A 12,826-nucleotide genomic window follows, 5' to 3' on the forward strand; every position below is an offset into this window, starting at 1 on the left:
GAAAAAAACATGTACAAAAAAGTTGATTCTTCTAAGGGCTTTGTTAATATGGAAAAAGACATATTAAAGCTTTGGCAAGAAAAAGAAATAGTTAAGAAGAGCTTTGAATCAAATCAAGATGGCAAATATTTTACTTTTTATGACGGACCTCCTACAGCAAATGGAAAACCACATGCTGGTCATATAATCACAAGAGTAATGAAGGATATCGTTCCTAGATATAAGGTGATGAAAGGTTACAAGGTTTTAAGAAAAGCAGGCTGGGATACTCATGGACTTCCTGTGGAGCTTGAGATAGAGAAAAAGCTTGGTATATCTGGAAAACCTGAAATTGAAAAATACGGAGTTGAAAAATTCGTTAAGCTTTGTAAGGAAAGCGTGTTTACTTATGTAAGTATGTGGAAGGATATGTCTGAGAAGCTGGCCTACTGGGTTGATATGGATGATCCTTATGTAACTTATCATAATGATTATATTGAATCGGAATGGTGGGCGTTAAAGACTATGTGGGATAAAGGACTTTTATACAAGGGTCACAAGATAGTTCCATATTGTCCAAGATGCGGAACTGGACTTTCCTCTCATGAAGTAGCTCAGGGATATAAGGATGTAAAAGAAGCTACAGCTTTTGTTAAATTTAAAATAAAAGGTGAAAGCAATAAATATATACTTGCTTGGACAACTACACCTTGGACGCTTCCATCAAATGTAGCTTTAGCTGTAAATAAGTCTTATGACTACGTGGAAGTTAAAGTTGGAGAAGAGTATTATACTCTTGCAAAAGAGCTTCTAAAGGTTCTTAATGAAGAATATGAAATAGTTAGAGAGTTCAAGGGAGAAGAGCTTCTTGGAGTTGAGTATGAGCAGCTATTTAAATTCACTACACCTGAGAAGAAGGCTTTCTTTGTAATTCATGGAGATTTTGTAACTCTAAGTGATGGTACTGGAGTTGTTCATATAGCACCAGCTTACGGTGAAGATGATAACTTGGTAGGAAAGAAAAATGATCTGCCTTTAATAAATCTTGTGAATGGAGAAGGTAAATTTGTAAGTGAAGTAACTCCATGGGCAGGTTTGTTCGTTAAAAATGCTGATCCGAAGATACTTGAGTACATGAAAGAGCATAATATGCTTTATAAATCAGAGAAGTTTACTCACTCCTATCCACACTGCTGGAGATGCGATACTCCTCTATTGTACTATCCAAGGGACAGCTGGTTTGTAAAAACTACAGCCTTTAGAGATAAATTGGTGGAAAATAACAACAAGATAAATTGGTATCCTGACAATATAAGAACAGGAAGATTTGGTAAGTTCCTTGAGAATGTCATTGACTGGGGACTTTCAAGAGACAGATATTGGGGAACTCCTCTTCCTATCTGGGAATGCGAATGCGGTCACAGAGAATGCATAGGAAGCATAGAGGAATTAAAGAAAAAAGGAATAAATGTGCCTGAAGATATAGAGCTTCATAAGCCATATATAGATGGTGTAAAGCTTAAATGCGAAAAATGCGGTAAGGAAATGGTTAGAACTTCAGAAGTTATCGATTGCTGGTTTGATTCAGGTTCCATGCCATTTGCACAGCATCACTATCCCTTTGAGAACAAGGAAAGATTTGAAGCTAATTTTCCAGCACAGTTTATTTCAGAGGCTGTGGATCAGACAAGAGGATGGTTCTATACTTTGCATGCTATATCTACAGCAATATTTGAAACAAATTCCTTTGAAAATTGTATAGTACTTGGTCATGTTTTAGATAAGCATGGACTTAAGATGTCAAAGCATAAGGGAAATGTAGTGGATCCTTTTGAGGTAATAGAGCATCAGGGATCAGATGCCACTAGATGGCATTTTTATACCTCCAGCGCACCATGGCTTTCTACAAGATTCTCAGAGGATGATGTGGCTGAAACTCAGAGAAAGTTCTTGAGTACATTTTGGAATGTATATTCCTTCTATGTGCTTTATGCGGAACTCGATAAATTTGATGCTGTTAAGTATGCTGATTTTAAATCTGAAAATGTTATGGATAAATGGATAACGTCTAAGCTTAACTCTCTAGTGAAATCCGTTGATGAGGACTTGGATAAATATAGGGTTACTCAGGCAGCTCTTTCCATAGAAGATTTCACTGATGAACTTTCTAACTGGTATGTAAGAAGAAATAGAGCAAGGTATTGGAGCGAAGAGCTTACCGATGACAAGATTGGAGCATATGTTACACTTTACAATGTGCTGGTTAAACTTTCTAAGGTAGCAGCACCATTTGTTCCATTCATGACAGAAGAAATATATCAGAATCTAGTATTAAGCCTAAAACCATCAGCACCAGAAAGCGTGCATTTATGTGCTTGGCCTGTATGCGAAGAAGACTTAATAGATAAGAATCTTGAAAAGGAAATGGACCTTGCTTATTCTATAGTTAAGCTTGGAAGAAGTGCTAGAAACGGAGCTAATATAAAGAATAGACAGCCGCTTTCTAATATGCTTGTAAGCACTTCCGCACTTCCAGCTTATTATGGAGATATAATAAAAGAAGAGCTTAATATAAAGGATGTAGAGTTTGGAGCAGACTTGTCCACCTATGTTAATTTTGAAATAAAACCTAATCTTCCGGTTCTAGGCAAGGCTTATGGAAAGCTAATTCCTGGAATAAGAAAAGAAATAGCTGCTAGAAATCAAATGGAACTCGCTCAGGCAATCCAAGGTGGAAAAGTTGTTACTATAAATGTTAATGGAACCGACATAGAACTTAACAAGGAGAGTGTATTGGTTACTATGCAGGGACTTGAAGGCTTTGCTTTTGCAGGTGAAGACCAGATAGGAGTTGTGCTTGATACTCATATTTCAGAGGAACTTCGTGAAGAAGGACACCTTAGAGAAGTAGTAAGCAAGGTACAAAATATGAGAAAAGAGAGCGGTTTTGAAGTAGCTGATAAGATAAAGCTTTATGTAGCTGGAAATGAAGGCTTAGAAGCAGTAGTAAGAAAATTTGAACAGACTATAAAGAAGGATACCTTAGCTGTGGAAATATTGTTCAATGCTGAAGCTAACTATTCAGAATTCAATATAAACGGCGATAAGTTAAATATGGCAGTAGAAGTTGTTAAATAAAAAAGAGGCTTAGGCCTCTTTTTTTTCACAAAAATATTCTTTCAGCATACTATATAAATATAATTTATAAAATGGAGGCAATATGGAAGAAGATTTTTTCCAAGAAAGTGATGACAGACAAGCGATTCCTGGAACCACAGCAGCTTCAGTTTCTCCAGGAAGCACTGGATATCCGGCTGAATCACCTACGCCGATATATTGGGCAAGCGGACAGCAAACAAATCTCAGCCAGACAGAAATAGGTTTATATACTCAAGGGTACTTAATGACTCAAATAGGAAAGCAGGTTAGAATACAATTTTTGCTTGGTGAGAATAACTTTGAAGATAGAAGAGGTCAAGTGCTTGGTGTAGGAATAGATTATGTTCTTCTTAGGGAACGAGGAACAAACGATGTACTTATGTGTGATTTATACTCCATAAAATTTGTAGTTACTTATTTATAAACTCTTTTTCAAATCTAGGTTTTGTGGCGGGTTGAGAAGATATTCCTTCTGTGTTAACTCGCTACCTATTTTTTGTTAGGCTCTGTTTTAAATCAGTGTTGATTTTTACACTGATTTAAAACAGAGCCTTTACATAAAATTTTCATAAACTGAGTATAATAACTTGTAAAGCTTTCAAAAAATAAGTATAATAAAGAAAATGCAGTTAATAAGGGGTGTGAATTAATATGTCAGTTTCAATTAAAGACGTGGCTAGAGAAGCAGGAGTATCTATAGCTACAGTATCTAGAGTTTTAAATGATGTTGATGTTGTAAATGAGGATACTAAAAAAAAGGTTAAGGATGCCATAGAAAAGCTGGGATATAGACCTAATATTGTGGCAAGAAGTTTAAAGACACAAAGAACAAGAACAATAGGCATATTAATACCGGATATATCTAGCCAATTTTATCCAGAAATAGTTAGAGGAACGGAAGATGTAGCAAATATATATGATTACAATATAATACTTTGTAATTCAGATTTTGACATCGAAAAGGAAAAAGAGTATTTAAGAGTTCTTAAAGAGAAGATGGTAGACGGTGTATTGTATATGAGCAGTTCCTTGGAACCTGAAATCGTTGAACTTATAAAAGAACTAAATTTAACAACAGTGCTTGTAGTTACTACAGATAAAGATAAAACTTTCCCAAGTGTATCAATAGATAACAGGGAAGCTGCTTATGATGCAGTTAACTATCTTTTAGAGAAAGGCAATAAAAAGGTGGCATACATAGGAGTTCATAAAGATGCTGTAAATGCAGGAGCAGCAAAATATTTCGGCTATGAGGATGCTCTTAAGGAAAAAGGCATTGAAGTTGATGAAAATCTTGTGTATTTTGGAGAACTTAAAGCTCAAGAAGGCTTTGAGGGTGTAAACTCAATACTTCAAAAGACTAAGTTCGATGCACTTTTCTGTGCTACTGATGAAATAGCTATGGGAGCTATAAATGCTTTGAGAGAGAACGGAATAAGAGTTCCAGAAGATGTAGACGTAGTGGGTTTCGATAATATATATTCATCATCAATATACTATCCTAAGCTCACAACAATAGCTCAGCCTATGTATGATATGGGATCTGTAGGAATGAGAATGCTTATAAAATCCATAAACAAGAAAGAATTAGGGGAGAAAAATTATGTGCTTCCTTATGAGCTTATAGAAAGAGATTCTTGTAAAAAATAATATTTAAAAAAAGAGCAATAGAAAAGGTACTGAGTATTTTTTCCATTGCTCTTTTTTATATGGCATAACGTAAAAATAGCTATCGGCTATTTATGGAGTATGTTACTTTTTCAGTATCATTATAAATTTTTTTACAGGTTTTATTTGTTATATTTACAACATATAAAAGTAAGTTAGAAGGAGAATAAATATAAGCGGTATTGTCACAAACATATAGATTATAATAATCTATATCCTCAGAAGAGAAGATTCCTGCTAGGTTAATATTGGTTTCTTTACCACTGTCTAAATTCCTAATTGTAAGGTATCTGATATTTTTTTCAGCAGAAGTAATATAGTAAGCGGAATCATTGTATATATTTAATGATGTAGAAATTAAGCAATTGGATATAAATTTTTCTGGCTTTGAATTGGAGACAGCTATATTCAATCTAAATACATTTACAGTAGAAAGTGAAGTAACAGTACTATCTATATTTCCATCATCTATTAAATATAAATAATTTTTATTTACGTATAATCTGTAACAAGAAACATTTGTTTCGCATATAGTGGATATGTTAGTTATATTTTTTATATCTATTTTAGAAATTATATAAGTTCGATTTGCCACTCTAGTATCGCTTGATTTTTCTGATGAAAAGTATACTTGATTTTCATCTTCGCTGATAGTAAAACTAAGTACATTAACAGAAAGTTCCTTTGGAATGTTATTAAAATTGTCTATATCCAATGCATAAAGTATACCATCCATTATATAATAAGCATAATTGTTATGTATTATAAAATTAAAAATGTTACCATCTAATATTTTGTTTTTATCGCTGCCATCGGGTTTACACCTGTAAATTCCATCATTCTAATTTTTATTTAGCTGATATGTAGCATGATCTGCGTCTAAATAAACTTTTTTGTAGCTTTTATTTTCTATATCAAAAATGTATACATAATAATTTTCGTTAGAATAAAGATAAGCTGTTTTATCAAATGCGTATAAGGAATAAGAGCTATATTGATAGTCATATATCACATCATCCTTTATTGGAATAGACAATTCCTCATTATTTGATAAATCTCTGACAGCAAGAGCTTTATTTCCCAAAGAAATTTTCTTCGTATAATATATATATCCATTGTTTTCATTAAGTGGATTTTCTGATGATAAATCGGTCATATACTGTTCAACTTTGGAATTTGCAATAGCTATATTAATTTTAGATAGATTCATATGCTGATATGGATTTACATTATTTGATTGATTTTTATTTATTTCATAAAAATATAAGTAGCTTTTATATGAGAATGCTGCTTGAAGATAGGAATTACTATTTTCAACTAATAGGATTTTCTTATTGGTTTTTAAATCATATTCCATTATTTGATTTTTATTTTCTTGAATTTGAGAATAAAATAATTTTGAACCATCTTCACTTAAAATAAAGTTAAGTGCAGAATCTATGATTTGCTGATTATTTTCTAAATTATTTATATCATTTTTAACCAGATCTCCACTAGAATCTATATAATAAACATCATTCTTATGACATATCAAATCTGCAAAGTCTCCTGATAAAACCATAGTTTTTTCACTGCCATCTGGCTTGCATTTATATATTCCTGAGCCTTCCATCAAAAAATATATCCAGCCATCTACGAAATTTAAATCAGATACATTGCTATTTTTAATTATAATTGAGGAATTTGTTACTCCATCCTGTAAGGAGTGTACCATGGGGGAGTTATCAGTAGTGCCGCTAAGAGGTCTAGGAGTATAATATAGATCACTGCCTACTTCTAAAAATAAACCTCAATTCAATATGTTTGAGGGAGAATTACCAAAGGAGGAGGAATTCACGGTGCTATTGGATTCATTAGAGTTTTCGCTGCCACCTTTCTTAGAAGGAGTAGCGGTAGAAGGTAGATTCTTCTTAGATTGATTATAAGTGTAATTTCGATTTAGGGTTTTCCCATGATTTCGTGAAACTAAGTAGATGGCTGAACTAGATAGTATTATTATAATAATTGAAATGATGATAAGCTTTTTTTTCATAGAAAAACCTCCAGAATAAAATTATTAATTATTTTTTTAATCAAGATAATAATTGATATTATCTATATCAGTGTAGAGCTTTTTATAGGTTTTATTTTCAAGATCAAAGATATATACGTAGGCAGAACCAGATATAAAATAAGCTTTTTTATCAAAAACATATAAATTTCCAGTATCTGAACTAATATCAAGAGGATTATAGTCATCAATTATTATTGATTCAATGCTATCAGAGATTAAATTTTTTATATAAAGAGTTCTATAATTTTCATTAGTTCTCATTAAGTAATACATACAACCATTATTTATATTAACAGGATTACCATAGAAAGGTAAATTACTTAGGTAGCTTTGAGCTTTTGGATGATTACTGGAAAAATCTGTTTTATAAATATCAAAATAAATACTGCTGTTTGATGAATTGGCGTTGCTAAAATATAAATAGTTTTTATAGCACATAAGTGTGCCTGTGAGAGCAGAGCCACCATTAACTAATATGGAAGTTGAATTGTTTTGTAATGAAATCTTTTTTATATAGTAAATTCCATTTTCATCACAAGAATAAAATAAGAAATTACCATCTTCACTCAAGGTAAAATTATAAGCATAATCTGCAAATACATGAAAATCTTCTAAATTATTTATACTACATCTAACTAAGGATTTATTAGAATCTATGTAGTACATATAATTTTCATAGATAATTAGATTAGAAATATCTCCTGATAAAACCTTGGAATTTTCGCTTCCATCAGCTTTACATTTAAAAATTCCTTGTTTATCGATGGTGTAATATACATAATTACCTACTAAATTTAAATCAGAAGTATAACTTTTATTCATTACTGAAGAATTGGTTACACCGTCGGCTAATGAATGTATTAACCTACCTGTAATAGATGCAGAATCATTAAGAGAGTAATATAGTTCGTTTCCTAGGTTTAAAAATAATCCTCCATTCATTATGTTAGAAGGTGTATTTCCAAAAGAAGATGGATTGGAAACTATAGCTGTAACAGGCTTTTGTGCTATTGTAGTTTCAAAATTTGAGTTAGAAGAATTTTTCTTAATAAAATTATATGAAGGCTCTTTATTTAATGTTTTGTTCTTGTTATGATAAACTATATAAATTGTTGAACTTAAAGCTGCAAATATAATTACTGAAAAAATTATAATATTTTTTTTCACAGTTAATCCTCCATATATAAATTTATGTTAAAAATGTTCTTGTGATAATTATACCGTGAAAGTTATATATTTGAAATAATGTAAATAAAATAATTTGTGATTTGCAATTAAAAAATAGGACATATCAAAACTATTCCATAGCTTTGATGTGTCCTATTTTTAAAGAATTCCTTCAGCTTTTAATATGTTCTCTAGATCTTCAACTTTCTTAGAAAGAAAAGAAAATTTCTCTTTTATAATATCTTTTGACTCGTCTGAACTATTTAGCACCTCTTCCATATCTTCTACCAGCTTTAGTGCTTCATCAATTTCTTTTCTTGCCATCTCTAAGTTGTTTGATTCCATAAATTTATCTCCTTTAGTTTAAATTATGTTTATTAATGCTGTTGTTTATGAATGGAGCCGAAAAAATAAATTCCTTTTCATGACCGCAGTTTTCACAAATACAATCACATATATCAAAAGGTTCACCATCGATAAGTGAAATTTCAAGAGCTTCCGTTATGAATTCTCCGCCGCATACTTCACAATGAGTTTCGTTAATTATGCTGTATTCACTTTCAACATACTTCATTATATCATTTAAAGTCATATCATCCTCCAAAATATTAATCCCATATAAGATTAAACTTTCTCATAACATAAATGGTAACATTTAAGCTTTGCATTTTCAATAGAATTTTCTTATTTAAGCTTAAAGAAAGATATATTTTCATATAAATTATATATAATGCAAAAGTTTATATATTTAGGAGGTATAGATATGATTAACTACTTATGGTTTTTTATATTGTTTGTAGGTGTGATATTTGGAATATTTACAGGAAGAGGGGAGGAATTATCTCAAGCTATAGTTAAAGCCGCTAATACCCCAGTAGAAATACTCTTAGGAATGGTAGGAATATTATGTATGTGGTGCGGCGTAATGAAAATTGCTGAAAGAAGCGGGCTGACTAATAAGCTAGCTAATCTTATGAAGCCTGTGCTTAAAAAAATATATAAAGGTGCAGGGCGTGATGAAAAGGCACTTGGAGCCATAGTTATGAATCTTACAGCAAATATGATGGGACTGTCCAATGCAGCTACTCCTTTTGGGATAAAGGCTATGGAAGAAATGCAGAGAATCAATAAGGACAAAGATGTGGCAAGCGATGATATGGCTTTATTTCTAGTTATGAATGCCTGCTGCGTGCAGATAATTCCGACAACTATCATATCTCTAAGGGCTGCTGCGGGCTCAGCTATGCCGGCAGTAATAATAGTTCCTGCCTTTGCAGCAACCTTTATATCGGCTGTTATTGGTGTAATCTGCTGCAAAATACTAGAAAAGCATTTTTGAATTGGGGAGATATAAATGAAATATATTGGTGTAGCCATAATACCTATAATGGTATTTTTAATAACTTTCTATGGAGTCATAAAAGGAGTAAAGGTATATGAATGTTTTGTTGAAGGAGCTAAAGAAGGGATTGAAATATGCATAAGAATTTTCCCTTATTTATTGGCCATGCTATTAGTGGTAGGGGTATTTAGAGCTTCCAATGCCATGAATTATTTTATAGCTTTTTTATCTCCTATAACTAATTTAATAGGCATTCCCGGGGAGCTGATTCCATTAATTTTTATAAAGCCTCTTTCTGGCAGTGGCGCTATGGGGATTTTTACTGACATATTGAAAAACTATTCTCCAGATAAGTTTATCGGTATTGCAGCTTCCATAATAATGGGAACCACAGAGACCATATTTTACACTCTTACCGTATATTATGGAGCAGTAAAAATAAAAAAAATAAGACATACGCTTTGGGCTGCAATTATAGCAGATTTAGTGGGAGTAATTGTGGCTGTAAATGTTGCTAAGTTTGTAGTACATATGGGTATTTAAAACGGAGGTAAATAAATGTGTAAATTAGAGAAAGAAGGAGATAGAGGAACATAACGGAAGATAGAATAAAAATAATAATATAAAGAGTTATAGATAACTCTTTATAACGTTTAATTAAGCTTGATTATCAGTTTTTTATAATGTATTATATGTATATGTTCCAAACAGATTGATTAGGGTGATTAATCTAAAGAACATAAATAAACTACCAGTATAGAAAATTAAAGTTAATGGATAAAAGGGTGTTTTGGTATAAATTTTAATTATGACATTTATAAAAAATATAAAATATTACAATAATGGTATAAAAGATACTGGTAGTTATTGATTTTATATTATAATTGTTATATATTATATATAACAAAAATTAAGGGGGAAAATTTATGATTCAGTTATCGAATGTTACAAAAAGCTACAATGGTAAAGTAAAAGCTGTAGATGATGTGACGCTTACAATTAATAACGGAGAAATATTTGGATTTTTAGGCCCAAATGGAGCAGGAAAAACCACAACCATAAAAATGATAACAGGAATAATCGATATGGATGGTGGAAGTATAAAAATAAACAATATTGATAATAGAGAGAATCCTTTAGATTCTAAAAAACAATTTGCTTATGTACCTGATAGTCCTGATATGTTTCTAAGACTTAAAGGAATAGAATATATAAACTTCATGGCAGATATATATGATGTGCCTAAGGAAGTTAGAAAAGAAAGAATTGAAAAATTGGCAAAAAGATTTGAAATGTCAGAAGCTCTTGGAGATCAGATACAAAGCTATTCTCATGGTATGAGGCAAAAAATAGTACTTATAGGTGCATTAGTACATGATCCTGAAGTTTGGATACTGGATGAACCAATGACTGGCTTGGATCCAAAATCAGCTTATTTATTGAAAGAAATGATGAGAGAACATGCTGATGCTGGAAAAACAGTGTTTTTTTCAACCCATGTATTAGATGTGGCTGAAAAGGTCTGTGATAGAGTTGCTATAATAAATAAGGGCAAAATATTATTCTGCGGAACCATAAGTGAAATGAGAGAGCATTTTAAATCAAATGAATCCTTAGAAAAAATGTTCTTGGAGATGACTGAAAATGAGTAGATTTTTAACATTAACTAAATTTATATTAAAAAATGCAAGTGCAACTTTGTTTCAGGGAAAAAATAAGAATGGAAACAAGAGAAAAATGCCAAGCTATGCGGGGCCAGTGTTGCTTTTATTAGTAATGGTTATGTGCATAAGCATACCCCTTTGGCAGGCATTTTCTTATGTATATGACAATTTAGCATCAATAAATCAGCAGGGTGCAATAGTAACATTTTCTATAGTTGGTATAAGCGTTCTGGTTTTGGTTTTCGGAATAATGTATGTTATATCCATATTTTATTTTGCTAAAGATGTGGAATATTTGCTTCCACTGCCTCTTAAACCTTCAGAGATACTTGGAGCAAAGTTCATATCAGTGCTAATTTATGAATATTTTACTGAGCTTATCATATTTATACCTACCATAATACTTTATGGCTATAAGAGTCAAGCTTCCTTAATATTTTATGTGTTTGCAGTTTTGCTATTTATTTTTATACCAGTACTGCCTCTGATAATTGCTTCTATAATAGACATAATAATAATGAGGTTTACAAATATAGGTAAACATAAAGATGCAATGAGGGTTGTAAGTGGTATATTGGCAATAGGATTTGCTGTTGGAATAAACATTGTAACTAGGAGATTTGATACAAGTGAAGGAAATTCAACACAGCTAATACAAAGATTATTTACAGAAAAAAATTCATTAGTAGATATTATATCTAGATACTTTCCGTCATCTAAACTGGCATCAAATTCTCTAATATATAGCAATGATCCTCATGGAATAATAAACTTGCTGCTGTTTGTTGTTATAAACGTAGCGGCTATATATCTTTTTATAATATTGGCAGAAGGGCTCTATATAAAAGGAGCGCTTGGAAATGCTGAAGTATATTCAAAGAGAAGAAAGCTTACTAATGATGAATTTAACAAAAGTGTAAAGCAAAACTCTCATTTTAAAGCGTTTTTAGGAAAAGAATTAAAAATACTTTTTAGAACGCCGATCTTCTTGATTAACTGTGTACTTACAGATTTCATTGTGCCCATAATGCTTATAGTGGGAATAGTAACCTCTGGAAAGGGACTTAATTTATCTAAGGTTGGCAGCCTGGCAGATAAGCTTACAGATTTAAATTCCTTAGGAGTGATATTTGTAATTATATTTGCTATAGGGTTAGCAATGTCAGGAATGAATGGGATTGCTTCCACCTCTATATCTAGAGAAGGACAAAACATATTTGTAATAAAATATCTTCCCATAAAGTTTAAGGATCAAATATGGGCTAGAATAGCCACAGAATTTGCCGTGAGTATAATACCAACACTTATTATGATAGTCCCTGCTTATATAGTATTAAAATTATCCCCAATAATAATAATTCCTGCTGTAGCAGCTATAATAATAAGTAATATCTTTACCTCATTAATAGGTTTGCTGTTAGACATAAAATTTCCTAAGTTAAAGTGGGATAATGAGCAGGTAGCTGTAAAACAGAATTTTAATTTTGTCATAACTATGTTTGGAAGCTGGATAGTAGCTGGGGCAAGTATATATGCCATAATTAAATTCAAATTAAGCCTATGGTATGCTTTTGGAGCTATAGTGTTAGTATTTGGAGTGCTTGATTTAATATTATATTATCTTGTTCTTACAGTTGGCCAGAGATGGTTTAATAAAATAAATCCTTAGAGTTTTTCAATGCTCATGAAGCTGCAGCAGATTATTTTAAAATCTGGATAGTAATTAACATAAAATTTACTTTGAAAGAGAACTTTTTACATGAATAATTCGTCTATATATATATAATATTAATA

General features: G+C 31.5%; 13 protein-coding genes. 7 read left to right on the forward strand and 6 right to left on the reverse strand.

Annotated features, from left to right (window positions below; genetic code table 11):
* Positions 1-9 precede the first annotated feature (9 nt).
* The 3 genes from ileS to IAI10_RS11360 all read left to right on the forward strand — a co-directional run bounded on the left by ileS (position 10) and on the right by IAI10_RS11360 (position 4,788).
* Positions 10-3,117 carry an isoleucine--tRNA ligase gene (gene ileS / locus IAI10_RS11350; protein ID WP_315673381.1) on the forward strand — a complete coding sequence of 1,036 codons (3,108 nt, stop codon included), beginning with the start codon at positions 10-12 and terminating at the stop codon, positions 3,115-3,117.
* Between the two features lie 82 nt (positions 3,118-3,199).
* The gene (locus IAI10_RS11355; protein ID WP_315673382.1) at positions 3,200-3,562 is read left to right on the forward strand and encodes a hypothetical protein; all 363 of its coding nucleotides are present in this window, start codon (positions 3,200-3,202) and stop codon (positions 3,560-3,562) included.
* 227 nt (positions 3,563-3,789) lie between these two features.
* Complete coding sequence (locus IAI10_RS11360; protein WP_315673383.1) at positions 3,790-4,788, forward strand: LacI family DNA-binding transcriptional regulator; 999 nt, start codon at positions 3,790-3,792, stop codon at positions 4,786-4,788.
* Between the two features lie 79 nt (positions 4,789-4,867).
* Here IAI10_RS11360 and IAI10_RS11365 read toward each other — a convergent pair whose 3' ends face one another.
* The 6 genes from IAI10_RS11365 to IAI10_RS11390 form a co-directional block, all read right to left on the reverse strand.
* Positions 4,868-5,638 carry a DUF5050 domain-containing protein gene (locus tag IAI10_RS11365; RefSeq protein ID WP_315673460.1) on the reverse strand — a complete coding sequence of 257 codons (771 nt, stop codon included), beginning with the start codon at positions 5,636-5,638 and terminating at the stop codon, positions 4,868-4,870.
* Positions 5,639-5,647: 9 nt separating this feature from the next.
* Positions 5,648-6,520, reverse strand: coding sequence for a DUF5050 domain-containing protein (locus IAI10_RS11370; RefSeq protein ID WP_396334370.1), 873 nt, complete (start codon positions 6,518-6,520; stop codon positions 5,648-5,650).
* Between the two features lie 75 nt (positions 6,521-6,595).
* Positions 6,596-6,838, reverse strand: coding sequence for a hypothetical protein (locus IAI10_RS11375; RefSeq protein ID WP_315673384.1), 243 nt, complete (start codon positions 6,836-6,838; stop codon positions 6,596-6,598).
* 36 nt (positions 6,839-6,874) lie between these two features.
* Positions 6,875-8,026 (reverse strand): DUF5050 domain-containing protein, encoded by a 1,152-nt coding sequence (locus IAI10_RS11380; RefSeq protein ID WP_315673385.1) that lies wholly within the window; start codon positions 8,024-8,026, stop codon positions 6,875-6,877.
* A 159-nt stretch (positions 8,027-8,185) separates the two neighbouring features.
* Positions 8,186-8,371 carry a hypothetical protein gene (locus IAI10_RS11385; protein WP_315673386.1) on the reverse strand — a complete coding sequence of 62 codons (186 nt, stop codon included), beginning with the start codon at positions 8,369-8,371 and terminating at the stop codon, positions 8,186-8,188.
* Positions 8,372-8,384: 13 nt separating this feature from the next.
* Positions 8,385-8,618 (reverse strand): metal-binding protein, encoded by a 234-nt coding sequence (locus tag IAI10_RS11390; protein WP_315673387.1) that lies wholly within the window; start codon positions 8,616-8,618, stop codon positions 8,385-8,387.
* 171 nt (positions 8,619-8,789) lie between these two features.
* Here IAI10_RS11390 and IAI10_RS11395 point away from each other — a divergent pair, with 171 nt between their 5' ends.
* From IAI10_RS11395 to IAI10_RS11410, 4 genes are all read left to right on the forward strand, one after another.
* Positions 8,790-9,365 carry a nucleoside recognition domain-containing protein gene (locus tag IAI10_RS11395; RefSeq protein ID WP_315673388.1) on the forward strand — a complete coding sequence of 192 codons (576 nt, stop codon included), beginning with the start codon at positions 8,790-8,792 and terminating at the stop codon, positions 9,363-9,365.
* Positions 9,366-9,380: 15 nt separating this feature from the next.
* Positions 9,381-9,911: a nucleoside recognition domain-containing protein gene (locus IAI10_RS11400; RefSeq protein ID WP_315673389.1), complete on the forward strand. Its 531-nt coding sequence runs from the start codon at positions 9,381-9,383 to the stop codon at positions 9,909-9,911.
* 383 nt (positions 9,912-10,294) lie between these two features.
* A complete protein-coding gene (locus tag IAI10_RS11405; RefSeq protein WP_315673390.1) occupies positions 10,295-11,020 on the forward strand; it encodes an ABC transporter ATP-binding protein in 726 nt (241 codons plus the stop codon).
* Positions 11,013-12,701: a putative ABC exporter domain-containing protein gene (locus IAI10_RS11410; RefSeq protein ID WP_315673391.1), complete on the forward strand. Its 1,689-nt coding sequence runs from the start codon at positions 11,013-11,015 to the stop codon at positions 12,699-12,701. Before IAI10_RS11405 ends, IAI10_RS11410 begins: the two co-directional genes overlap by 8 nt.
* Positions 12,702-12,826: the final 125 nt, after the last annotated feature.

The sequence above is a fragment of the Clostridium sp. 19966 genome, from assembly GCF_032335695.1.
Lineage (GTDB): Bacteria > Bacillota > Clostridia > Clostridiales > Clostridiaceae > JACTOJ01.

Coding starts and splice junctions, on each gene's coding strand:
- IAI10_RS11405 (WP_315673390.1), top strand. CDS start 10,295: ATGATTCAGTTATCGAATGTTACAAAAAGCTACAATGGTAAAGTAAAA.
- ileS (WP_315673381.1), top strand. CDS start 10: ATGTACAAAAAAGTTGATTCTTCTAAGGGCTTTGTTAATATGGAAAAA.
- IAI10_RS11410 (WP_315673391.1), top strand. CDS start 11,013: ATGAGTAGATTTTTAACATTAACTAAATTTATATTAAAAAATGCAAGT.
- IAI10_RS11375 (WP_315673384.1), bottom strand. CDS start 6,838: ATGAAAAAAAAGCTTATCATCATTTCAATTATTATAATAATACTATCT.
- IAI10_RS11360 (WP_315673383.1), top strand. CDS start 3,790: ATGTCAGTTTCAATTAAAGACGTGGCTAGAGAAGCAGGAGTATCTATA.
- IAI10_RS11390 (WP_315673387.1), bottom strand. CDS start 8,618: ATGACTTTAAATGATATAATGAAGTATGTTGAAAGTGAATACAGCATA.
- IAI10_RS11385 (WP_315673386.1), bottom strand. CDS start 8,371: ATGGAATCAAACAACTTAGAGATGGCAAGAAAAGAAATTGATGAAGCA.
- IAI10_RS11355 (WP_315673382.1), top strand. CDS start 3,200: ATGGAAGAAGATTTTTTCCAAGAAAGTGATGACAGACAAGCGATTCCT.
- IAI10_RS11400 (WP_315673389.1), top strand. CDS start 9,381: ATGAAATATATTGGTGTAGCCATAATACCTATAATGGTATTTTTAATA.
- IAI10_RS11395 (WP_315673388.1), top strand. CDS start 8,790: ATGATTAACTACTTATGGTTTTTTATATTGTTTGTAGGTGTGATATTT.
- IAI10_RS11370 (WP_396334370.1), bottom strand. CDS start 6,520: ATGGTACACTCCTTACAGGATGGAGTAACAAATTCCTCAATTATAATT.